General features: G+C 43.9%; 18 protein-coding genes. 9 read left to right on the forward strand and 9 right to left on the reverse strand.

All coding sequences use genetic code 11. The annotated features are described in order from the left end of the window. Positions 1–52 precede the first annotated feature (52 nt). The 3 genes from QOS03_RS07435 to QOS03_RS07445 all read right to left on the reverse strand — a co-directional run bounded on the left by QOS03_RS07435 (position 53) and on the right by QOS03_RS07445 (position 3445). Positions 53–571, reverse strand: coding sequence for a hypothetical protein (locus QOS03_RS07435; RefSeq protein ID WP_283575944.1), 519 nt, complete (start codon positions 569–571; stop codon positions 53–55). After that, the gene (locus QOS03_RS07440; protein ID WP_283575945.1) at positions 571–2124 is read right to left on the reverse strand and encodes a hypothetical protein; all 1554 of its coding nucleotides are present in this window, start codon (positions 2122–2124) and stop codon (positions 571–573) included. The genes QOS03_RS07435 and QOS03_RS07440 overlap by 1 nt, the downstream gene beginning before the upstream one ends. A gap of 136 nt (positions 2125–2260) precedes the next feature. Continuing rightward, entirely contained in the window at positions 2261–3445 is a 1185-nt protein-coding gene (locus QOS03_RS07445; protein WP_283575946.1) for a DMT family transporter, read from the reverse strand. A gap of 394 nt (positions 3446–3839) precedes the next feature. Between QOS03_RS07445 and QOS03_RS07450 the strand changes: the two genes are divergently transcribed. Further along, a complete protein-coding gene (locus tag QOS03_RS07450) occupies positions 3840–4106 on the forward strand; it encodes a hypothetical protein (RefSeq protein ID WP_283575947.1) in 267 nt (88 codons plus the stop codon). Here QOS03_RS07450 and QOS03_RS07455 read toward each other — a convergent pair. Both QOS03_RS07455 and QOS03_RS07460 read right to left on the reverse strand, forming a co-directional pair. Further along, the gene (locus tag QOS03_RS07455; RefSeq protein ID WP_283575948.1) at positions 4062–4619 is read right to left on the reverse strand and encodes a phosphoribosyltransferase family protein; all 558 of its coding nucleotides are present in this window, start codon (positions 4617–4619) and stop codon (positions 4062–4064) included. The two genes, QOS03_RS07450 and QOS03_RS07455, sit on opposite strands and share 45 nt — an antisense overlap. Positions 4620–4631: 12 nt before the next feature. Continuing rightward, positions 4632–5711, reverse strand: coding sequence for an NCS2 family permease (locus QOS03_RS07460; protein ID WP_283575949.1), 1080 nt, complete (start codon positions 5709–5711; stop codon positions 4632–4634). Positions 5712–5951: 240 nt separating this feature from the next. Between QOS03_RS07460 and QOS03_RS07465 the strand changes: the two genes are divergently transcribed. Continuing rightward, entirely contained in the window at positions 5952–7739 is a 1788-nt protein-coding gene (locus QOS03_RS07465; protein ID WP_283575950.1) for a DUF2075 domain-containing protein, read from the forward strand. Positions 7740–7819: 80 nt separating this feature from the next. Further along, a complete protein-coding gene (locus tag QOS03_RS07470; protein ID WP_272209448.1) occupies positions 7820–8479 on the forward strand; it encodes a sugar O-acetyltransferase in 660 nt (219 codons plus the stop codon). A gap of 143 nt (positions 8480–8622) precedes the next feature. Here QOS03_RS07470 and QOS03_RS07475 read toward each other — a convergent pair whose 3' ends face one another. Continuing rightward, positions 8623–8991 (reverse strand): hypothetical protein, encoded by a 369-nt coding sequence (locus tag QOS03_RS07475; RefSeq protein ID WP_048345176.1) that lies wholly within the window; start codon positions 8989–8991, stop codon positions 8623–8625. A gap of 160 nt (positions 8992–9151) precedes the next feature. On the opposite strand from QOS03_RS07475, the gene hrcA reads away from it, so the two are divergent. The 5 genes from hrcA to lepA all read left to right on the forward strand — a co-directional run bounded on the left by hrcA (position 9152) and on the right by lepA (position 15982). Beyond that, positions 9152–10201, forward strand: a complete 1050-nt coding sequence (gene hrcA / locus QOS03_RS07480; RefSeq protein ID WP_039945652.1) for a heat-inducible transcriptional repressor HrcA — start codon at positions 9152–9154, stop codon at positions 10199–10201. Between the two features lie 10 nt (positions 10202–10211). Beyond that, positions 10212–10811, forward strand: a complete 600-nt coding sequence (gene grpE / locus QOS03_RS07485; protein ID WP_283575953.1) for a nucleotide exchange factor GrpE — start codon at positions 10212–10214, stop codon at positions 10809–10811. 36 nt (positions 10812–10847) lie between these two features. Beyond that, positions 10848–12710, forward strand: a complete 1863-nt coding sequence (gene dnaK, locus QOS03_RS07490) for a molecular chaperone DnaK (RefSeq protein ID WP_006499794.1) — start codon at positions 10848–10850, stop codon at positions 12708–12710. Positions 12711–12838: 128 nt separating this feature from the next. Then, positions 12839–13993, forward strand: a complete 1155-nt coding sequence (gene dnaJ, locus QOS03_RS07495; protein WP_006499795.1) for a molecular chaperone DnaJ — start codon at positions 12839–12841, stop codon at positions 13991–13993. A 147-nt stretch (positions 13994–14140) separates the two neighbouring features. Beyond that, positions 14141–15982 carry a translation elongation factor 4 gene (gene lepA, locus QOS03_RS07500; RefSeq protein ID WP_270371768.1) on the forward strand — a complete coding sequence of 614 codons (1842 nt, stop codon included), beginning with the start codon at positions 14141–14143 and terminating at the stop codon, positions 15980–15982. Positions 15983–16067: 85 nt separating this feature from the next. Here lepA and QOS03_RS07505 read toward each other — a convergent pair whose 3' ends face one another. The 3 genes from QOS03_RS07505 to QOS03_RS07515 form a co-directional block, all read right to left on the reverse strand. Further along, entirely contained in the window at positions 16068–16334 is a 267-nt protein-coding gene (locus QOS03_RS07505; RefSeq protein WP_326520890.1) for a tyrosine-type recombinase/integrase, read from the reverse strand. A gap of 95 nt (positions 16335–16429) precedes the next feature. Next, on the reverse strand, positions 16430–17200 hold the full coding sequence (locus QOS03_RS07510) for a DUF1828 domain-containing protein (RefSeq protein ID WP_283575954.1): 771 nt from the start codon (positions 17198–17200) through the stop codon (positions 16430–16432). A 17-nt stretch (positions 17201–17217) separates the two neighbouring features. Continuing rightward, on the reverse strand, positions 17218–17646 hold the full coding sequence (locus tag QOS03_RS07515; protein ID WP_283575955.1) for a DUF6978 family protein: 429 nt from the start codon (positions 17644–17646) through the stop codon (positions 17218–17220). Between the two features lie 466 nt (positions 17647–18112). Between QOS03_RS07515 and cas9 the strand changes: the two genes are divergently transcribed. Next, complete coding sequence (gene cas9 / locus QOS03_RS07520) at positions 18113–22300, forward strand: type II CRISPR RNA-guided endonuclease Cas9 (RefSeq protein ID WP_283575956.1); 4188 nt, start codon at positions 18113–18115, stop codon at positions 22298–22300. Positions 22301–22614 lie beyond the last annotated feature (314 nt).

The raw sequence follows: 22614 nt of genomic DNA on the forward strand, positions 1-22614 counted from the left end.
CCTTTTTTAGTCTACTTTGAGTCTAACCTTGTTAGGCTTTTTTTGTTAAATGTTACGAACTAGCAAATCGCGTAAAACTATATTTTTTAAGTGTGTAGTTATAGGATCTGAGACGATAATTATGCTGGCTGTCTATTAAATAAGTATCATTTTTAATATCAACATATAGTCCTTGTACTGATCCATTTTTTGCTGGGTTGGTTAAAATCAAGACGTTGTAGTTGGGCTGAACTATGTAGAGACCAGATGATCTGAGTTTATAGATGATTTCTTGCGGGGTAGAAAAACGACTTTTTTGAATGGCAACCGGTAATTTTTCGGTTCCTTTATGCAATTCGTAATTAGAGTTGTATAAGTCCAGCTCACACAAAATATAAGTTTTGCTGTATTTTTTAAAATTAGCGGCAATTTTTGGATTGATGTTAAGATCAATCGCTGTAGGATCGGTGTTATCAGCTACTTCAAATCTGCCAGAATCTTCATTTAAATCAGCTTTACGATAGGCAAATAATTTGTTCTTATCTGAATAATCGATCAAAAATAATGATGTTCCAAGAGTTTCAATTCCCATTAGTAATCTTCTCCATTAACGATTTTGTTTAAAATATTGAAAGCCTTAATGTTGATGGCTTTTTGCCGGGCTTGTGCGCATACCCAGGCATAAGTGTTTGGATAATGCTTTAATGCTTGTTTTAGTTGGTTAGCGACAATGATGAAAGGTTTACTATCACCAGTTTGTTGCCGTAATAAATTGAGTAGGCCTGCATCATCATATTTATTTTGAATGTTGGAAGATGGTGCCGACTTTGGCGACTCATGATTAGGAATACTGGCATTCTTTGAAAATACGCAATCGGCACCATAGTAGATTTTAAGACTGGTACCAGCTTGTAATTCAGGCAGAGGGTATTCCTTGTCGGCTGCAAGAAAACTAGTCTTGATTTCGAATTCGTCGATATATTGTTTTAAAGTAGCGTTATATGCGGGTTTGACGTAAAGATGATTATTTTTGGTGTAGGGCTTGAGCAATAGCTTGCGGGCTGCATCATCAGCAACTGTTAAGCTGGGGATAAACTGCTTATAGTTGGCAATATCGATAAAACTGCGGCCATAAGCAACGACCATCCCATTGTCTCCCGCTTTTAAAGCAAGCAGCCTTGAATCTTCGAATGACTGCAAGAACGCTTCGGCATTAAAAGATTGGTGCGATTCAGTTTTTGGAGCATGGTCAAACCAACCCTGACCATGTTTATAAAGGTAAAGAGTATTACCCAGATAGTTAATGCCATCTTTGGTTTTAAAATGCTCCGGCCAGATTAAATCAATACCAGCAGTGTTTCTAGTGATACGATAGCCAATTGGTTCGTTGTCAATGGTTTCCATATGAAAAAAATCATTGACTGTCTTCGAATTAACGTTAGTACTAAAACCGATTCGATATAAATTCCAACCGTTGGAGCGGGCCAGCCTTTGTTTTTGGATTCCGGAATACTTAAAATCGCCTCTGGTCAAAACGAGATATTCATTATTAGGATTTAATTCACTGCCCAGGCTGACCCGCATGCCATCATTTTCCCTAAAGATAAGACAATTTAATTTAGGAATTTTAAAATTAGCGATTTGTTTGGCGTTGCTTGATGAATCGTTATAAACAGCGTAACTATTATCAATAGTGTTACCCAAATTGACTTTGGTAAAAAAAGAACGGGCGTCTACTTTAACTTGAGTAACTTTATGATGGTTGTTATGATAAACGTTAAGTCGCTTGCTTTTAGACAGCTCAGGATTAGCTGCCTTTGGAATTAACAGTTCAAAGTGAAAATGTTGATTCTTATCGATAACGATTCTGAGACCAGCAAAATGCTTAGGAATACTAAAAGGTGAATTTTTGTAGTCAAGTACAGTTCTTTCTGGACAATATTTATAGAAGTCGCCTCTACTATGTTTGAAATAAGGACTTCTTTCCTGGCCGACACAGAGACTAATAAAGTGGCTGCAAAGATCGCATAGCAGTTTTTGCTCACTAGCTTTGATAGGATGGCCATTTGATTTTTTAGCAGCTTCCATGGCGCTGATATGATGCCAGTCCCTATTTTCCCAATAACTGACATGATTTAAGCTCATAAGATCCCCAACTTTTTAATGAAGTAAATGATAAGTTTAATTTTAACACATGAGAGCGCTTAAAATCTTTCAATAAAAAACAGCCCTATTGCAGTTCAAAAGCTATTGAGCTGCAAAGGACTGTATAAAAGAAAGGCTAATTTCCCATTTCGGTCAGATTATTGTCTACGTTAGTGCGGTACTCTTCAAAAAGATTCCCAAAGTTGTCAATGTCACCGGCTGGTGGGTTGATAACCACGGATTGTAATCTCTTAATATCAGAATAATATTGGTGATAAGCAGCATAGTCAGAATCATCTGCATTTTTGATTTTTTCAAGGCTAGCTTGGATTAAGATAATATCGGCAACCGCATCTTGAACATCTTTTTTATCCTGATTTTGGACTGCATCCAAGGTGTCGTCAATGTATCCGCCATCTCCATTGTTATTTTCATCGAGCCAAGTATTATATTCGTCGACACCGACATTGTCTAAAGCTTCAAATGCATCAGCATAGTAATCCATGAAGTCATTTTTAGCTTCCTTGGCTTCAATCTTGGCTTGGTGTTTTTTCCATGCAGCAGATTTTTTGACGATCGTATAGTCTGATACAGTTTTGCCATTCTTGGTAACTTTTACTGTCCATTTACCAGGAACATTTACTTCAAATTCAAAATAGCCATCTGCATCAGACTTTTCTGCAGGTGTTTCTTCCTTACCATCTAAATATGTATGAATCTTTGAATTAGGGGTAGCATATCCGCTGACCCAAGCTGATTGTTTGCCTAAAGTAACTGAATAATTGTCTGTTTGAATATGTGCGGTTTCATCATAATAATAGCTGCCTAATACAGCGCAAAAGATACCGAGAACTAAGGTAATAATGCCCAAGATGGACTTTGAAGATAATTTTCCTAATTTATAGGATGGCCATTTAATGGTAGCCAACAACCATAAAATACCAATGACGATAAATTCGATATATAGGTTTACGCTGTAGTTATAAATAATTAAGATCCCAGCAATAATTAATGTAATTCCAACCGCCCAGTTAGAAATATTCTTATCGACAATTGCTTTAAACTTGAAACCTAGCAAAGTGATTGTCAAGGTGATGATGAACAGAAAGATTGCCAAAGTTCTGACATCGCTGACATACCAGAAAAAATTACCGGTGATAAATAACATTACTGAAAGAATCACGTTATACCATGCTGGCAATTTTGCTTTAACACGATCACTTTTAATAAACTTCATTAAAGCCCAAAAGATTATTTGAGTTAGTAATAATGCTAACGCAAAATCAAATGTATCTTTCCCCGAAAAGTATAGTTTATCCATAAATATCCTCCCAAATACACTTATTGAAACTATTTGTTGAAACAGCATCTATAACTTTAACAAATTAATCGTTTTAATTTTAGAAGCTAAACGAAATAATTATGTAAAAGACTTAGGTATACTCTTGATACGTTTAGATGAGTTTCCTAAATTCTATAGGAGCCTGAAGTGACATTATAGTTGCCATATTGACAACCGTTGAATCATAACAACCATTTAGCGGCTGACTTTGTGACAAAAATATGGCTTGATCAACTGCTGGTCTTAAAAATACCTACGATTCGCTGATTTCGGATCAGAAGTAGGTAATTGTGGTATTATGCAGGATTTCTTGCATAAAGCGTGCTAATGACGTTTGACTGTGACTTTTGCCTCCAGCAGTTCACTGAATTCATTGGCCAGGACAATCGCACTGACTATGGGGCCAGCGTACACCCTAGCTTTTTCTATTAAAATTAAAGAATGGGATGTACCGATTCTTGCGATGTTGCGTACCTGCAGCGATGCCCTTAAAAACAGGGCATGCAGCCGTTTCCTAAATATCAGCAAAAACAAAATCGCCGGCCTGGATGCTTATAACATCTGGGGCGGCGATTATTTATCATTAATGAATGGACTATTTGATCGTGCCATCAAGGTTGAACAATGGCAGCTTACCTAAGAACGCCACGTCATCTCGATCAGCGGCGGCGCCTTCAGCTAGGATGGCAGCCTTGGCAACGATTTGGCAGCCAGCCAGTTTAAGCAGCTTTTCGGCTGATTTTAAAGAGCCCCCGGTACTGACCACGTCATCGACTAAGACAACCGATTTTCCCTTGAGTTCGGCAGCATCGGCCCCGTCAAGCACGAGCAGCTGTTGTCCCTTGGTCGTGATGGAGTCAACGGCAGTCGTCAATGGATTTTCCATGTAGCCCTTGACTGACTTGCGGATCACGAATGAACGTGGATGACCGGACAAAAGACTGAGGTCATGTGCCAAGGTGATACCCTTGCTTTCCACGGTTACGACATAATCAAACTTTTTAGGCAGCTTGGGCAAAAGCAGTTCAGCCGCTGTTTTGGACATAGCATCGTCGCCCAGCAGCACGAATGAGGCAATGGCGGTGTCGTCACTGATGGGAATCAATGGCAGGTCACGAGTTTGGTCGCCAACGGTAATACGATATTTTTTCATAATAGCTTCCTCCTAAAGCGCGGCTAACAGCGGCAAAACGACTTTCAGCAAGCCACCGGACAACAGGCCCACGAATGGATCAACCAACGCGGTAATGATCATTGTCGTGGCGGCGACCAGCTGTTCTTTGCCAGCCAGTGCGGTGGCGGCATTTTCTGGGAAGGTGACAAACATCCCCAAAACCAGCAGGAACCCGGCGATTGACGCGCTCGGAACGTACCTGCCGATCTTAGGCAGCCAGCCGGCAAACAGAATCACGGCCATGATCAGCATCATCAGACACCCAGCGATGACCGGCTCCGGCGCGCTGGCAGTTGCCGAGATAATGGTTTCCACCGGCGCCCCGCCTAAAAGACTGGTTCCCATGTCGGCCAGTGCCTGTGAGGTTGTCAGCAGGTTTAAGTTGACGGGATTAGGCTTGATGCCAGTCATTTGCCCCGTGATCAGACCATATGACAGGTTGGCGCCGATGTTTAGACAGGCCAGACTGAGCGTGCCCCGCACGATTCGTGGATTAAACGTCGGCTTGGTGAAGATAAAGCGGCGCATTGTCACGTTGGCGGGCAGCTCGTTGCGGTAGTGCTCGCCAAAGACGGCATACAGGCTGGAACCAATGACTGAAAGACAGATCGTCCAGACCAAGTCGTTTGAGATCAAATAAGTAACCACCGCGATGGCAATTGAAACCCAGCCAGTGAAACTCTTTTGACTATTCTTGGCCATTTCAAGCGCGATTTTTGCCAGCATGATGCCAACACCGGCCATCATTCCGGTAATGATATGGTTGCCCAGAATTCCGACGATCTTGGTCAAGGTACCAGTCAGACCGATGATGGCCATGATGATCGAGCCGCCAAAGATGATTGACGTGTATTCCTTGGTATTACGGCCTAGATTGCCGGTCAGTGCCAGCGACTCAGCCTGAAAGGAAACCGGGGCGACCGAATTAAAGATAAAGTTAATCGCGCAAACCAGCAGAAATGAGAACGTGGTTGGGAACACCGCGAATCCAAGGCTCAGGGCCATGATACCTTGGGGAATTCCGTTTAAGACCACGCCGATTGCAGCGATCAAGTCAGCAAACCAATGCATATTCTCCTCCTAAAACACGAACGTTAAACAATGAAAATAACTAAATAAAGGCAATTTACTTGAACATTATTAAGCTTATCACCTGGAATTGTCAAGATAATATTAAAAATACCGGTTTCCAAGTCAAATGGAAGCCGGTAACCGTCAAAAGACTCAATTTAGAACCGCAATTGTAAATCAACTATAATATAATTGAAGAAACGGCACGATCAAATTTCAGCCGATCATGATTAAGCGGGGATGATTATGAGTAAAAAAACTAAGGATAATGTCAAGGATCCCTTGATATTTGAGACGGCCTATCGCAGGGACACAGCTGCTCATTTGGATGAAGAGATTGAAAAACGCTACCCAGGCAAGTATCGCGAACAAGAACTTTTGACTGAGTATCCAACGGTTTACATCATTGATAATCAAGGTAAGCAGAGTAATTACAAAGAAGACTATACGGTTTACGTAGGCGAGACCATCGATATCCAGCGCCGGACTCTGGAGCATTTGGATGTCGATCCGGAAACACGCCAGGACTGGGAAGAATTGCGCAATGCAAAAAACGCGCACATGTTTGTGATTGGCCACGAGCATTTCAATAAGTCGCTGGCCCTAGATATTGAAAATCGCATGATGCAGTATCTGAGCAGCGTGGACGTCATTTCCAAGCTGAACAACCGCCGCGAAAATGCCCAACGCAAGTACTACACCAGCGATGAGTTCATTCCGATTTTTAACCGTATCTGGGATAAGCTGGGTGAAAACAAGAAGTACCATAACTTGTTTCCACCACGGCGTATTCTGGAAAAATCTGCCATCTTTAAGGCCTCACCATTCAATAAGCTGACTGATGAGCAGGCTATGGCCAAACGCAAGATTTTAAAAACTGTCGAGCAAGCCCTGGCAACCGATCAGACCGGCCAGTTGGTTTTGGTGACTGGTGAGGCTGGTGCAGGGAAGACGGTTTTGATGAGCAATATCTTTTATGAGTTGGCCAAGCAGGATCATCTCAATGCCGTTATGATGGTTAATCATCCCCAGCAGCTCAAGGTTTACCAGCAGATCGTCAAAAAGCTGGGGATAGGTGATGATGAAACTGTCATCAAGCCATCTCGCTTCATCAATCGCTATGATGAAAATCATCAAGCAGACGTGGCCTTTATCGATGAGGCACATTTGTTGTGGACCCAGCAGAATCAAGGTTATCACGGCCATGGCAACAATCAGCTGCTCGATATTCTCAAACGGGCCAAAGTCGTCTTGGCGGTTTATGATCACAAGCAGGTACTGACGGCCGATGAGATCATGGAAAATGAAGATTGGCAGCATCTCAAGCGACTGGCTGGTGACAAAGTAATTCGACTGAAAAATCAAATGCGGATTGCGGCCTCGGATGAAACGATTCGCTGGATTCGCGACTTCGTGGATCAGCGCCGCATCTATCCGATTCCAGTCGACGACAGCTATGATCTGCAGATTTTTGATGATCCACGCGCAATGGAACAGGCAATTGCCAGGTTTAACGCTGAGGATCATGGCCATGGCATCAGTCGGGTGGTGGCAACGTTTGACTGGAAGTATTCTAGCAGCAAGCCCAAAGATGGCAGCTACTGGTGCGTCAGTGAAGGGAATTGGTCGATGCCTTGGAATCTGCAACTGAAAAGCAACGTTAAAAAAATCAATGGTGTCAAATACAGCGACCTTTCCTGGGCTGAGCAGCCGCATACGATTCACGAGATCGGCTCAACCTATACCGTCCAGGGCTTTGATCTTAATCATGTCGGCGTAGTCATCGGTCCATCGGTGAAGTATCGCGATGGCAAGGTCATTTTTGATCCGAGCGCCAGTGCCAACAAAAAAGCGGTACAGCGTCGGACGATGAAAGATCACTCTAAGCAAAGATTTGGCGAGCAGCTGTTGCATAATGAATTGAACGTTTTGCTGACGCGGGGCGTGCACGGCCTATATCTGCACGCAGTCGATCCGCAGCTGCAGGCAGCCTTAAAGCTGGCAGCCATGGGTAAGAGACAAAAATAATCTGGCTTATGCAATTGGTGAAGAACAGCCGGTTATGGGACGAGACGCCATCAGTAATTTTGGGGAGGAAGTTTTATTCAATGGATGAATTTGAAAAAATGGCTAGCGGGCGGCTGTACAATCCAGCTGACCCCAAGCTGGATGCCTATCATCTGCAGCGCATGGCTTTGTGCCAACAGCTGAATCAGACTTCGATTTTGGATCAGCAAACGGTTGAACGGTTAAAAACAGAGCTGATTCCTTCATCCAAGGGGAAATCGCTGGGACTGTTTTTGCCGTTTTATTGCGAATACGGCACCAATATTCACGTTGGCAAAGAATGCTTTATCAACTATCACTGCACTTTTTTAGACGTTGCGCCAGTTACGCTTGGTGACAATGTTTGGCTGGGCAGTGGGGTAACGATTGCCACGCCATGTCATCCATTTTTGCCTAAGGAGCGTTTGGCGGCTCAATATCCCGATGGTTATCATGATCTGGAATATGCCAAGCCGGTCACGATTGAGCCAAACTGCTGGATTTGCGCCAACGCCACGATTACTGGCGGGGTGACGATTGGCACGGGCAGTATCGTGGCTGCCGGCGCCGTGGTAACCAAAGACGTACCAGCCAATTCTTTGGTAGCCGGCGTGCCCGCGCGCGTGCTTCGCCAGCTGGACGAAAAAGACCGCCTCGATGTCTGGCAGACTTATCAGCAAGGCGAAATACCGCGTTCGCTACGAGAAAAGGAACGCGGCTGATAAGTTTATTGGCTGTGCTTTGGCTTGCTAAAAAGCGTTTGCTCTGCCGTATAAATAAGGCTTATTGGCAGCTGATCTCGATTCATACTTAAAATAAAAGCAGCGGCCGATTAGGAAAGCGACCGCTGCTTTTGCGACTATTTTTAATGACGGCTGGCACGGTGCGCACTGCTACCGCCCATTTTGTGGACCTGACGCTTGAATTTTTGACCATTATTGGCAACAAAATGAAAATGCCGCATCTTGCCGGTAAATGGTCGGCCACTGAGTCGAATCGTGGTCCAGCGCCGCATCAGTTCGGTCATGTCATGCAGATCAGCCAAAAGCGCTTCGTTATGTTCTTCTTCGGCAGCCTGCTTGATATCTGTCTGCAGGCGCATGATCAGATTATTGTGATATTGAAGCAGTTCGGCGGTCAATGGTGCGTTGCGGTATTGGTTGAACAGTTTTTGAATCAGCTCCATGGCTTCTTTGGCGTTTTTAGGTTGGACGTAGCGGTTTTCTTCGTTCATAATTGGACTCCTTTAATGGATGTTTGGAAATAATTTGACCAATCTTGACATTTTTCTAGAAAAATAGTTTGACTATTATTGACTTTTAGTCGTGTGGTTGGTATATTATAAATTGTGTTTAGCACTTAGGCAGTTAGAGTGCTAAAAGGAAGTGATGCCAATGCTAACACAGCGTCAAAAGCAAATCCTGCAAGCGATTGTACGTCAATACACGGCGACTGGTCAACCGGTCGGCAGCAAGGTCTTGGCTGATAAGCTCCCGATTAAGGTCAGCTCAGCTACGATCCGCAACGAGATGGCAGTCTTGGAGCGAGAAGGGTTCGTGAAAAAAGAGCATTCCAGCTCTGGTCGCGTTCCTTCCAAGCAGGGCTATCGTTATTACGTTGACCATCTGCTTGATCCAGCAGCTGTTACCGACAGTGATCTGATGGTGATCCAAAATTCATTGGGGGCCGATTTTCACAAGATTGACGAGATTGTTTCACATTCAGCCGACATCCTTTCAGCGCTGACGTCATACACGGCGTTTACCCTGAAGCCAGAACAAAAAGACGTGCACTTAAGCGGTTTTCGTTTGGTGCCGCTGGGTAATCAAAAGGTCATTGCCATTCTGGTTACGGACAGTGGCGAGGTAGAGAGTCAATCATTTACCTTGCCTAAGAATCTGGATACGCAGGCTTTGGAAGCCGTGGTACGCTTGATTAACGATCAGCTGGTGGGGTTGCCGCTGGCGGTGGTTGTCAAGCATCTGCAGACTGACATTCCGATTAAGATCAGTCAGTATCTGCACAGTCCCGACGGCTTTCTGCAGATCTTTGACAGCGTATTGGGGCGGGCGGCTCGCGAAAAATACTTCGTCGGCGGGCGGCTCAACATTCTCGGCTACTCTGATCGGCAGAATCCTCAGGCGCTGCGGGCATTGTATGGACTGCTCGATCAAAGCGATAATCTGTCAAGCATCATTGATTCCGATTCTCCAAATGATGGAGTCAATGTCAAGATTGGCAGTGAGATTGCCAACAATCAGGTGCTCAACGACTACAGTCTGATCACCGCTACCTACGACGTCAACCAATACGGCAAGGGTATTATCGCCGTGCTGGGACCGACGCGGATGCCTTATTCGCGGACGATTGGCCTGGTTGACGCGTTCAGACGCGAGCTGGCTAAACGACTGCTCGACTACTATCACAATTATTACGATTTATAGGAGGGGTTCGATGGCTGAAAAGAAATCAGCAGCTGCCAAGGAAGAAAAGGCGGCTCAAGCAGCTGAATCGACTGCAGCTGACCAAGCGGCTAAGAATGCCGAAGAAGCCAAGGATGCCAAGTCAGCTGCCAAGGAAGATCCAACTGCCGCGCTCAAGCAACAGATTGCTGATCTGAAAAAGCAGCTCGATGAAAAAGACGACCAGTATCTGCGGGCGCAAGCGGAAATTCAAAACATGAACAACCACTTCAAAAAAGAGCGCGCGCAATTGATCAAATACGATGGTCAGGGGCTGGCTAAAGACATCCTGCCGGTTTTGGACAACTTGAAGCGGGCTTTGGCAACTCAACTGGATGACAAGCAGGCCCAAGAGTTCAAGAAAGGCATTCAAATGGTTCACGACCATTTGGAAAAGGCGCTCAAGGACCATGGGATTGTTGAGATTCCAGCTGAGCCAGGCACGCCTTTTGATCCGACCAAGCATCAAGCGGTACAAACCGCACCAGCTTCGGATGATCAAAAAGACGACACCATTGTTCAGGTGCTGCAAGCTGGCTATGAAATGAAGGATCGCGTGCTGCGTCCTTCAATGGTCGTTGTTGCACAATAACTTAGATAAACCAATATAAAAAGAGGGAAAACTTTTATGGCAAGCAATAAGATTATCGGTATCGACCTTGGTACCACTAATTCCGCCGTTGCCGTTATGGAAGGTAACGAACCTAAGATTATCACCAACCCAGAAGGTGGCCGCACGACTCCTTCTGTCGTATCATTCAAGAATGGTGAGGTTCAAGTTGGTGAAACGGCTAAGCGCCAAGCAATCACCAACCCCAACACGATTACGTCAATCAAGAGCCACATGGGTGAACCAGGCTACACGGTTGACATTGATGGTAAGAAATACACGCCACAAGAAATTTCTGCCATGATTCTGCAATACATCAAGAAGTATGCAGAAGACTACATTGGCGACACGGTAACTCAAGCCGTTATCACGGTGCCAGCCTACTTCAACGATGCTCAGCGTCAAGCTACCAAGGATGCTGGTAAGATTGCTGGTCTGGAAGTTAAGCGGATCATTAACGAACCAACTGCTTCCTCACTGGCATATGGCCTGGACAAGAAGGACAAAGACGAAAAGATCCTGGTTTATGACCTTGGTGGTGGGACGTTTGACGTTTCCATCCTGGAACTGGGCGATGGCGTCTTCCAAGTTCTTTCCACTTCTGGTGACACTCATCTGGGTGGTGACGACTTTGACCAAAAGATCATGGATTGGCTGATCGATGGCTTTAAGGCAGACCAAGGCATTGACCTGTCCCAAGACAAGATGGCTCTGCAACGGCTGAAGGATGCTGCTGAAAAGGCCAAGAAGGAACTTTCCAGCTCACAATCTGCTGAAATCAACCTGCCATTTATCGCTCAAAAAGATGGTCAACCAGTGCACCTGGACCAAACGCTGACGCGGGCTAAGTTCAACCAACTGACCAACGACCTGGTTGAAAAGACCAAGCAGCCAGTTATGAACGCGCTGCACGATGCTGGCCTGGAATTCAGCGACATTGATGAAGTTATCTTAAACGGTGGTTCAACGCGGATCCCAGCCGTTCAAGAACTGGTTAAGGACCTGACTGGCAAGGAACCAAACCACTCCATCAACCCTGATGAAGCCGTTGCTTTGGGTGCCGCCATCCAAGGTGGTGTGCTGACTGGTGACGTTAAGGACGTTGTTTTGCTTGACGTTACGCCACTTTCCCTGGGTATCGAAACCATGGGTGGGGTTATGACCAAGCTGATCGACCGCAACACGACGATTCCAACCTCTAAGAGTCAGATCTTCTCCACGGCCGCTGACAACCAGCCAGCCGTAGACATTCACGTTCTGCAAGGTGAACGTCCAATGGCAGCCGACAACAAGACGCTTGGCAACTTCCAACTGACGGACATTCCACCTGCACCACGTGGGGTTCCTCAAATCAAGGTTACCTTTGACATCGACAAGAACGGGATTGTTAACGTTTCTGCCGAAGACCAAGGTACGCACAAGAAGCAAAACATTACGATCAAGTCCAGTTCTGGTCTGTCCGATGAAGAAATTGAACGGATGAAGAAGGATGCCGAAGAACACGCGGAAGCCGACAAGAAGAAGAAGGAAGAAGTTGATCTGATGAACGAATCCGACCAACTGATCTTCCAAACCGACAAGACCATCAAGGAACTTGACGGTAAGGTTTCTGAAGACGAAATCAAGAAGGCCAAGGATGCCCGCGATGCTCTGCAAAAGGCTAAGGACGCTAAGGACTTCGATGCAATGAAGACCAAGAAGGACGAACTGAACAAGATCGTCCAAGACCTGGCAGTCAAGCTCTACCAACAAGCTCAACAACAAAACCAACAAAATGGTACTGACGGCAACAATGGCGGTGCTGACAACAATAACGGCAACGGCGACGGCAAGACCGTTGATGGCGACTTTACTGAAGTCAATGACGACGACAACAAGTAGGCCAGTCAGCCGAAGCCGATTTAGATAAGCAAAAAAGCCAAAGCCCCTATAACGGACTTTGGCTTTTGCTTATTTATCGTGACTATGCTATAAAGTAAGAGAGAAAAATTGCGTTGCGAGGGATTTAAATGGCAGAGAAAAACTATTACGACATTTTAGGCGTCAAAAAGGATGCTTCAGACGCCGAAATCAATCGGGCCTATCGGAAGCTGGCGGCTAAGTATCACCCAGACGTCAACCATGAGCCGGGAGCCGAAGAAAAATTCAAGAAAATCAATGAAGCCTATGAAGTGCTGCATGATCAGCAGAAGCGGGCACAATATGATCAGTTTGGCTCCGCTGGCCCTCAAGGCGGCTTTGGTGGCGGTCAAGGCTTCGGCGGCTTTGGTCAGGGCGGTTTTAGTCAGAGTGGCTTTGGCGACTTTGGCGATATCTTCAGTGATCTGTTTGGTGGCGGTCGTGCGCGACGTGATCCTTCGGCACCAAGACAAGGACGCGACCTGCAGTACAATATGACGCTGGACTTTATGGATGCCATCTTTGGTAAGGAAACTACGATTAAGTATGATCGAGAAGCCGAATGCGATGTCTGTCATGGTTCTGGCGCCAAGCCGGGCAAGTCGCCTTCGACCTGTCATACCTGTGGCGGTTCTGGGGTTGTGATGCAGCGCCGGCAAACGATGATGGGGATGATGCAGTCCCAGACCGTCTGCCCAACCTGTCATGGTACCGGTAAGGAAATCAAGCCGGAAGATCAATGCGACAAGTGCCACGGCTCAGGCCACGTTCAAGAAAAACATAAGCTTAAGGTCAAGGTGCCGGCTGGCATTGATGATGGTCAGCAGATGCGTCTGCAAAACCAAGGTGAAGCGGGTACCAACGGCGGTCCATACGGTGATCTGTACATTGTCTTTAGAGTTACGCCTAGTCGTGACTTTAAGCGGGATGGCTCTACGATCTACGTTGATCAGGATATCTCGTTTGCGCAAGCCGCGTTGGGTGACAAGATCAAGGTCAAGACCGTGCATGGCGATGTTGATTTAAAGATTCCGGCGGGTACGGAATCAGAGACCTCATTCCGGCTGCGGGGCAAAGGGGTACCGCACATTAATGGCAATGGCAACGGCGATGAGCATGTGACGGTCCACGTTAAGACGCCTAAGAATCTTAACAAACGGCAAAAAGAAGCCATGCTGGCCTTTGCCGAAGCTAGTGGCGAACATGTCGCTGGCTACAAGGGCGGTTTCTTTGATAAGCTCAAGGATCGCTTTGAGGAAAAATAAGCCTTAAATTATTTAAAGAGCAAGACGCTGCAGTGCGCGGCGAATTGCTCTTTTTTCGATATTTGCACCGCCCCAGTTTGAGTTGCCAACGGGATTTGATATACTGGTAGGTAGACATTTAACGTAGAAAGTGAGCACGAAAAATCAATGAATCTTGAAGAAATGAAAGAACGCCAAAAGCACATTCGAAACTTTTCGATTGTTGCCCATATTGATCATGGGAAGTCGACGCTGGCGGACCGGATTCTGGAAATGACGGATTCGATCTCTAAGCGGGAAATGAAGGCGCAGATCCTTGACGACATGCCATTGGAGCGTGAACGCGGTATTACCATCAAATTAAATGCCGTTGCGCTGACTTACCATGCTAAAGATGGTGAAGACTACATTTTCCATCTGATCGACACGCCTGGTCACGTCGACTTTTCCTATGAGGTTTCACGCTCTTTGGCAGCCTGTGAAGGGGCAATTCTGGTCGTTGATGCGACGCAGGGGGTTGAAGCACAAACCTTGGCCAACGTTTACTTGGCATTGGACAACGACTTGGAGATCCTGCCGGTCATCAACAAGATCGACTTGCCATCTGCTGATGTTGAAGGCACCAAAAAGCAGATTGAAGAAGAAATCGGCTTGGACTGCAGCGATGCTTGTGACGTCAGTGCCAAAACCGGTCTAGGCGTTGAAAAGGTGCTGGAAAAAATCGTTGCCGAAGTACCGGCGCCAACTGGTGATCTGACAGCTCCGCTAAAGGCGCTGATTTTTGATTCCAAATACGATGACTATCGTGGCGTGGTTTTGAGCGTCCGGGTCTTTGAAGGAACCGTCAAGAAGGGCGACCGCATTAAACTGATGAACTCTGGTACTGAATATGAAGTCGCCGAAGTCGGGATCAACTCGCCTAAACCACTGGCCCGCGACTTTTTGATGGCGGGGGACGTTGGCTATATTACCGCGGCCATTAAAGACATTAAAGATACGCGGGTTGGTGATACGGTTACCGATGCCAAGCACCCAACTGATAAGCCATTAGCCGGTTACCGTCAAATGACGCCAATGGTTTATGCCGGGCTGTACCCAACCGACAACGCCAAGTTCAACGATCTGCGGGATGCCTTGGAAAAACTGCAGTTAAACGACGCGGCTTTGACGTTCGAGCCAGAATCATCACAAGCATTGGGCTTTGGTTTCCGCTGTGGATTCCTGGGGCTTTTGCATATGGATGTCGTCCAAGAGCGCTTGGAGCGGGAATTCAACTTAGATCTGATCACTACGGCACCTTCCGTAACCTACCATGTCGACTTGCATGATGGTACGATGAAGGAAGTTGAAAACCCTGCTGAAATGCCGGATACGTCTTCTATTAAGGATATTAAAGAGCCTTACGTCAAAGCCTCAATCATGGTGCCAAACGATTACGTCGGCCCGGTTATGGAGCTTTGCCAACGCAAGCGGGGCGAGTTCGACACGATGGAATATCTGAGTGAGACGCGGGTCAACGTGATCTATCACATTCCATTGTCCGAAATCATCTTTGACTTCTTTGATAAGCTGAAGAGTTCCACGCATGGCTATGCCTCATTGGATTATGAGATTGATGACTACCGCGTCAGTGACCTGGTTAAGATCGATATTCTGCTTAATGGCGACAAGGTTGATGCCTTGAGCTTCATTGCGCACCGCGACTTTGCCGAAGAACGGGGCCGCGAAATCACGACCAAGCTGAAGAAGATTATTCCGCGGCAAAACTTTGAAATTCCAATTCAAGCCGCCATTGGCTCCAAGATCATCGCACGGACCAATATCAAGGCTTACCGCAAGGACGTTACGGCGCGGATTCACACTGGGGATCCTGATCGGCGGGCCAAGCTGTTGGACAAGCAGAAGCGCGGTAAGAAGCGGATGAAGGCAGTTGGGCGCGTTGAGGTCCCACAAGAAGCCTTCATGGCCGTTTTGAAGACTGATGAGGAAATCGACGAAAAGAAAAAGTAGCTATGACGGCATTTATGTTTTAGGGATGGTTAAAACTAGACCAATTTTTTGGTATTTGCCCACATAAAATCAAATGTGGGCAAGATTAACTAGATACTTGATCGAACAAATCGGCTGTTTGCCGTTTCTTGCTATCACTTAGGTGAACATAAGTATCTAGTGTGGTTGAAATTCTGCTGTGTCCTAGTCGCACTTGCACTTCTTTTGGGCTTGCACCAGCTTCCAACAACATGGTGGCATGGGTATGCCTCAAACTATGAAAATTAAACGGGAAACCTAACTTTACATGAATTCGATCAGACATATATTTGACCGACATGGGAGTGATGGGTTTCCCGTTTTTTCTAATAATTTACGAGCAGATCCACCGCTTCTTAACGAAAGCATGTTCGGTTTACGCACAGAAATTAATCCCAATCTTCTATGTTTATAAAAGGTTGGGATTTTTTAGTTTTTTAGTTCAGCTAATGCAGCTTTATTTTCCCAGGAGATAACGTCAATATCATAGGCCTGGGCAATTTTTGCCGCTTTTTCACTAATATTTTTTTGTTTTTCATTAAATATGACGACATAACGACTTTGCGCATACATATTAGGCAGATTGGCGGATTTTTTGATGTCGTTGTGTTTAAATGCATCAAGCATTATTTCGTTTGCAGAAATATTATTCTGAATATTAAAAAGAATTAGCGGTTTATCTTTACGTTTAGGTAAAGCGTACAAAAATTTATACTCTACGCCGCTTTGCCCTCTAACTGAGGTTGGCAAACCGCCGAAATTATTAGTGTCAAAGTAATTTAAAACGTCCTCGGCAAAAAAGCTTTTAACATTTTCTTTTTGGGTGAATGAAATATCGTTAATTCGTAAGATAGCAGATGTCAATTGATATTTCATAATTGGAAATTCTTTGGGAGTGCCGACAATTGATAAAGTTTCATCTTCAATTATTTTGATATGGAATTGTTGGCACACTGAATCTATTAGACGTCTTCTGGTTGGGGTGAGCTTAATACCCATGAATTCCAGATTGGTGATAGTATAGCCGTCATCTGTCAGCATTATTTGCTTGTCGGATACTTCCTCGACAAAAATAGTGATGTTATCGTTTATATCATCGACAAAAGGGGTAACTATTTCATCGCATTTTCCTAAATGATTAATCGTATATCCTTTTTTTAACCATTCAAAATAATTATCTAACAATTTAACGGTATTCATTTATTTCACCTTCTTTACTAAATCAATGGTTGTTCAATAGTGATATCACTGATTTCAAAGTTGTTGTATTTAAGAAATTCCATAAGCGATGTAACAATCTCATCAGTACAATTATAATTCACCAAATTAGTTAGTGGAATTGCATACTGCCCATTTTGATGCTGGTCATCAAAAATATGTACATGTGGTGTCGCAACGCCTTCATGCGGTTTTCCGTTTAAGTCGATACGGATCATTTTTTCGCTTTTGTGATGAAACAACATGTAGCTAAGGCAATTAGTTCGTCGATGACCTTTTCTATTTTGGATAACTTTAAATGTATTCGATGGTTCCAGCAATGCAAAACCATCATAATTAGCCTGTTGACCATTGGCTGCACAAAGCAGGTGAGTAGATTTGGTCTTTTTGGGTAAATCATGTAGGGCTTTATATTCAGAGTTTTTCATAGTTTTCTTTCCTAATTACATATTTAATTTCTATAGTTAGAAAGGCAATTAAGCAGATTCAGTGGAAATGTTAAAAAGTTTGGTTAGTGAAACCAAAGATTAAGTCAATGATTTTTTCTTCTTTGATAAACAGTTTATCACTAAAAAGATTATGGAATAGAAAAAAGCTTTTAATAGATCCTGGTCACAATTCCATGAGATGACATGGTGATAGGCATTAATGTGAATTATCATATTAGGCCCTTGATCAGTGATGTGTTTACTAGGAAAAAATAATTGTTTCTTAACAATAAATTTTTAGAACTTTAGCGCTGTCATTTGGCTGATTTCAAAAAAATCGAAAAAATTTTTGAAAAAAGTGCTTAATAGCCGGGTAATGGTGGAAAATAGAAGATAGCAGTTAAGCTGCCTTTAATAAAGAGGGCTTATAGCTGATTAAAATGTTGTACAGGAGGAGTTAATTACGATGAGTAGTTCAAAGCAAGGATTGCGTAGATATCATCTTGGTTTGGATATTGGTACAAATTCAATCGGTTGGACCGCAATTGATGATCATTTTTCATTGCTGCGCGTTAAAGGCAAAAATGCAATCGGCGTTCGGACTTTTAAAGAGGGGGAAACGGCAGCAGATCGGCGTGGTTTTCGAACGGCCCGGCGCCGCTTAAGCCGACGTCGCTGGCGCCTTCAGTTTTTGGATGATTTTTTTGCGCCATATTTAGCTGAAGTAGATCCTAATTTTTTGGCAAGACTTAAGCAATCTGATATCTCGGCAAAAGATCCTGCTAAAAATCAAGAATTTATGGGGAAATTGCTGTTTCCGGATCAAGAAGCCACAGTGAATGGAAATGGATATCCTACGCTGATTCAAATGCGCAAAGAAATGTCGGCTGAAAAGGCAGCGGATTTTCCAGTCTTTAACATTTGTCAGCTGCGGTATGCACTGATGAATGAAAAGCGTAAGTTTGATTTACGTGAAATATATCTGGCTGTTCACCATATCGTTAAGTACCGCGGTAATTTTTTAAATAATACAAGTGTTGACAAGTTTAAAGCCAATCAAATTGATTTCAATAAATCGTTTGAGACGCTAAATGACTTATTCCGTCAAGTGCAACCAACTACCTCGTTTCAGATTGACTTGACCAAGGTAGACGAATTGGGAAAGCTTTTATTGGATACCAAGCAAAAGAAGGCTGATCGTCAAAAGGCTGCTGCCAAACTATTGCCATTGATTGAAGATGGAACTGATAAGGAGATCGTTAAAGCGCATCAGCAAACGGCTCGTGAAATCAGTAAACTAATCTTGGGATATAAGGCAAAGGTCGGTTTGATCCTGCAAAACAATCTTGACCAGACGCTGGATATGAGTACGGAAAACGGTGATGATCAGTTGATGCAGATTGCCGAAGAGCTGGACGACTACCAGAAGGAGCTGATTAATCAACTGTCATTGCTGTATTCTCAGATCATGCTCAACGAAATCGTACCCAATGGCGAAACCGTTTCGGCATCAATGCTGAACCGTTACTACAAGCATCGCCGTCAGTTAAAAGAATTAAAGACTTATGGTGCTGCCCAAGATAAAAAAACTCGTGAGCAGCTCGATCATCTTTATGCTGAATACATTGGTCAGGTTCCTAAAGACAGCAAATTTGACTTTACCAAAGATTTGAAAAAGTTGATGGACAAGTCTGACCTGGGACAAAAGATTAAAGGCGAGATTGAGGCTGGCGACTATCTGCCGAAACAACGGACATCTGCAAATGGTGTAATTCCGCACCAAATGCATCAACAAGAGCTTGATCAAATAATTGAAAATCAAAAAGAATATTATCCTTGGCTGGCAGAACCAAATCCAGTTGAAAAGAACATCAAAAATAAAAATGCCAAATACTATCTCGATCAGTTGGTCAGCTTCCGTGTTCCATATTACGTTGGACCAATGATTACTTTGGCTGATCAACAAAAGACGTCTAAGGCCTCTTTTGCATGGGCAGTCAGAAAAGAAGCTGGCAAGATTACGCCATGGAATTTTTACGATAAGATTGATCGTGAAAAATCGGCCAATAATTTTATCAAACGGATGACTCATAAGGACACTTATTTATTAAGTGAGGATGTTTTACCGGCATCAAGCCTGCTGTACCAGAAATATACGGTTTTAGACGAGCTGAATAATATTCGCGTGAACGGTCGCAAGCTGCAGCCAGCCCTAAAGCAAGCCATCTATACGGACCTGTTTAAGAAGCGTAAAACAGTTAATCTTAAGGCGTTGACGAATTTCTTGACGGTTCACGAACCAACGTTGACCAAGCCGAAAATCAAAGGACTGTCGAACGGTCGCAGCTTTAATTCAAGCCTTGGTACCTATATTGATATGTCTAAGATACTTGGAAACCGCGTTGATGATTTAAACTATCGCGATGATATTGAAAAGATTATTGAATGGTCAACCGTATTTGAAGATAGTGAGATTTACGGCGACAAACTGCAAGAAATCCAATGGCTGACCAACAAGCAAAGAGAAAAATTGGTTCGGAAACGTTATCAGGGATGGGGAAGGCTCTCCAAGAAACTGTTAACGGGTATCACTGATGAAAATGGTCAACGCATTATTGATCTAATGTGGGATACCAACAAAAACTTTATGCAGATTGTGCATCAACCAGTCTTTGAAGAACAAATTACTGAACTTAATCAGCAGTTGTTGCAAGACGCTGATAAGGCACCATTGGAAGTTGTCGACGATATTTTGGCTGACGCGTATACATCACCTCAAAATAAAAAAGCAATTCGCCAAGTTGTCAAAGTTGTTGCTGATGTTGTCAAGGCGGTTGGCAATGCCCCAGCATCGATTTCAATTGAGTTTGCTCGTAATGAGGATCGTAATAAGGAATTGAAAAACAGCCGGCGGCGCAGCATTGAAAAGCTTTATCATGAAACGGCCGAAAAACTGGTCAAGCAAACCAATCTGCTTGAAGAATTGGGAAATATCAAGGATTTGAACGATCGCTATTATCTTTACTTTACCCAGGCTGGTCGTGATATGTATGATGGCACGCCAATCAATATCGATGAGATCAGCACGCATTACGAGATTGATCACATTTTGCCACAATCATTCTTGAAGGATAATTCCTTGGATAACCGGGTCTTGGTTAAGAAATCTGAAAACGCGGCTAAGTCGGATCGAGTACCGGCAAAGATTTATGGAGCCAAAATGAGAGACTTTTGGAAGCAGCTTAAAGAAAGCCAGCTGATCAGCAATCGTAAGTATCTTAATCTGACGACCGATCCAGAACAGGTTGACAAGTATCAGATGCAGGGATTTGTTCATCGTCAGTTGGTGGAGACGCGCCAAATCATCAAGCTGGCAGCCAATATTTTTGGTTCGCTTTACCCAGACAGTGCCGTGATCGAAACGCGGGCCGAGCTTACCAAGCAATTGCGTGAAAAGTTCAGCCTTTATAAAGTACGTGACGTAAATGACTATCACCACGCTGTTGATGCTTACTTGACGGCGTTTGCTGGCCACTATCTGTATCAGCGTTATCCAAAACTGCGGCCGATGTTTGTCTATGGTGACTATGCCAAAATCTATGCCGATGATTTGAAACGGTTGCGCTCAGTCAATCTTTTTCATGACTTGGAAAAAGATCAATACAACAGTGGAACCGCAGTAAATCCGGAAACCAAGGAAAAAATCGTGGATGTCGACTGGCTAAGCGATTATGTATCCAAGATTCAGCATTTCAAATATATGCTGATTTCTAAAGCTGTCTATGTGAAACATGGAAAGCTATATGATGCAACAATTGCTCCCGCATCAAAGGTCGCCACGAAGTCTAACCCAATTAAAATTAAAAATAGTAAACCGGTAGACATCTATGGTGCTTATACCCATGAGGTTGCTGCCTATATGGCAATCGTTCGCGTTAACGGCAAAAAGCCTAAGTATAAGGTTGTCAGTGTACCGGTCAGAATGCTGCAGCGACTGAAGATGGCTGAACAAAAAGGTCATGATCAGTATATGCAGACCCTGCACGATGTTTTATCGCGAAACTTCACTTCATTTAAAAAGAACCGTAAAACCGGATTAAAGGAAGCCGTGGTAAAAGACTTTGACGTGCTGGTTCCTTGTGTGCGCTATAATCAGTTAGTCATTGACGGGGATGTTAAATTTACGCTAGGGAGTCATGAGTATCAGCATAATGCCAAGCAGCTGGTTTTAAGCGATCATTCATTAGAAACGTTAGCTAATAATTTTGAATACGTCAGGAAACATCCTAATGAAGCTGATGAACGGATGACAATGCTTTATGATGATATTCTTGCCCAGGTCAACCACTACTTTACGCTGTATGATAAAAATAAATTCCGTGAAAAACTAAATGCTGGCCGAGATAAATATCTGAAGTTGCCAACTTTCTCATTGAATAAGAAAGATGCAAGCAAAGCTGAAACAATTATTAATATGCTTAGAGGGCTTCATGCAAATGCAACCGCACCCGAAATGAAATATATTTTAAATACATCTACAGGGTTTGGTGCTTTCCAAACCAAAAGTGGTATTCAATTATCAGAAAATGCAAAATTAGTATATCAATCACCAACGGGCTTATTTAGCAGAGAAGTTTTGTTGAAAGATCTGTAGCAAAAAGAAAAGGAATGGCTCATCGATGGTGAACCATTCCTTTTTAATATGTATTGCCCACTTAAATGGGTCAGAAGAAATAACTTTGCGAAATGCATTGTTTGACTTTAACTCTGGATGTTAAATCAATGATGTTATTCCTGTTGGGAGCTACCCAACGAATATAGTATAACCTTAAATTTTTAAATTAGCAAGGAGGAGTATTTATGGGATGGCGGTCAGTCATTGTAACTCAGCTGTCAACACCGATTTTAAAATGTAGGATTTCACCGGTTTAAAAATGTAGTTTTTCACCGATTTGTTTCTGTTGTCTG

It is taken from the genome of Limosilactobacillus pulli (assembly GCF_947381555.1).
GTDB classification, from domain to species: domain Bacteria; phylum Bacillota; class Bacilli; order Lactobacillales; family Lactobacillaceae; genus Limosilactobacillus; species Limosilactobacillus pulli.

Bases quoted from the DNA above. Each gene is read 5' to 3' on its own strand.
- QOS03_RS07435 (WP_283575944.1), bottom strand. From the start codon at position 571: ATGGGAATTGAAACTCTTGGAACATCATTATTTTTGATCGATTATTCA.
- QOS03_RS07440 (WP_283575945.1), bottom strand. From the start codon at position 2,124: ATGAGCTTAAATCATGTCAGTTATTGGGAAAATAGGGACTGGCATCAT.
- QOS03_RS07445 (WP_283575946.1), bottom strand. From the start codon at position 3,445: ATGGATAAACTATACTTTTCGGGGAAAGATACATTTGATTTTGCGTTA.
- QOS03_RS07455 (WP_283575948.1), bottom strand. From the start codon at position 4,619: ATGAAAAAATATCGTATTACCGTTGGCGACCAAACTCGTGACCTGCCA.
- QOS03_RS07460 (WP_283575949.1), bottom strand. From the start codon at position 5,711: ATGCATTGGTTTGCTGACTTGATCGCTGCAATCGGCGTGGTCTTAAAC.
- QOS03_RS07465 (WP_283575950.1), top strand. From the start codon at position 5,952: ATGATTATGAGTAAAAAAACTAAGGATAATGTCAAGGATCCCTTGATA.
- QOS03_RS07470 (WP_272209448.1), top strand. From the start codon at position 7,820: ATGGATGAATTTGAAAAAATGGCTAGCGGGCGGCTGTACAATCCAGCT.
- QOS03_RS07475 (WP_048345176.1), bottom strand. From the start codon at position 8,991: ATGAACGAAGAAAACCGCTACGTCCAACCTAAAAACGCCAAAGAAGCC.
- hrcA (WP_039945652.1), top strand. From the start codon at position 9,152: ATGCTAACACAGCGTCAAAAGCAAATCCTGCAAGCGATTGTACGTCAA.
- grpE (WP_283575953.1), top strand. From the start codon at position 10,212: ATGGCTGAAAAGAAATCAGCAGCTGCCAAGGAAGAAAAGGCGGCTCAA.
- dnaK (WP_006499794.1), top strand. From the start codon at position 10,848: ATGGCAAGCAATAAGATTATCGGTATCGACCTTGGTACCACTAATTCC.
- dnaJ (WP_006499795.1), top strand. From the start codon at position 12,839: ATGGCAGAGAAAAACTATTACGACATTTTAGGCGTCAAAAAGGATGCT.
- lepA (WP_270371768.1), top strand. From the start codon at position 14,141: ATGAATCTTGAAGAAATGAAAGAACGCCAAAAGCACATTCGAAACTTT.
- QOS03_RS07510 (WP_283575954.1), bottom strand. From the start codon at position 17,200: ATGAATACCGTTAAATTGTTAGATAATTATTTTGAATGGTTAAAAAAA.
- QOS03_RS07515 (WP_283575955.1), bottom strand. From the start codon at position 17,646: ATGAAAAACTCTGAATATAAAGCCCTACATGATTTACCCAAAAAGACC.
- cas9 (WP_283575956.1), top strand. From the start codon at position 18,113: ATGAGTAGTTCAAAGCAAGGATTGCGTAGATATCATCTTGGTTTGGAT.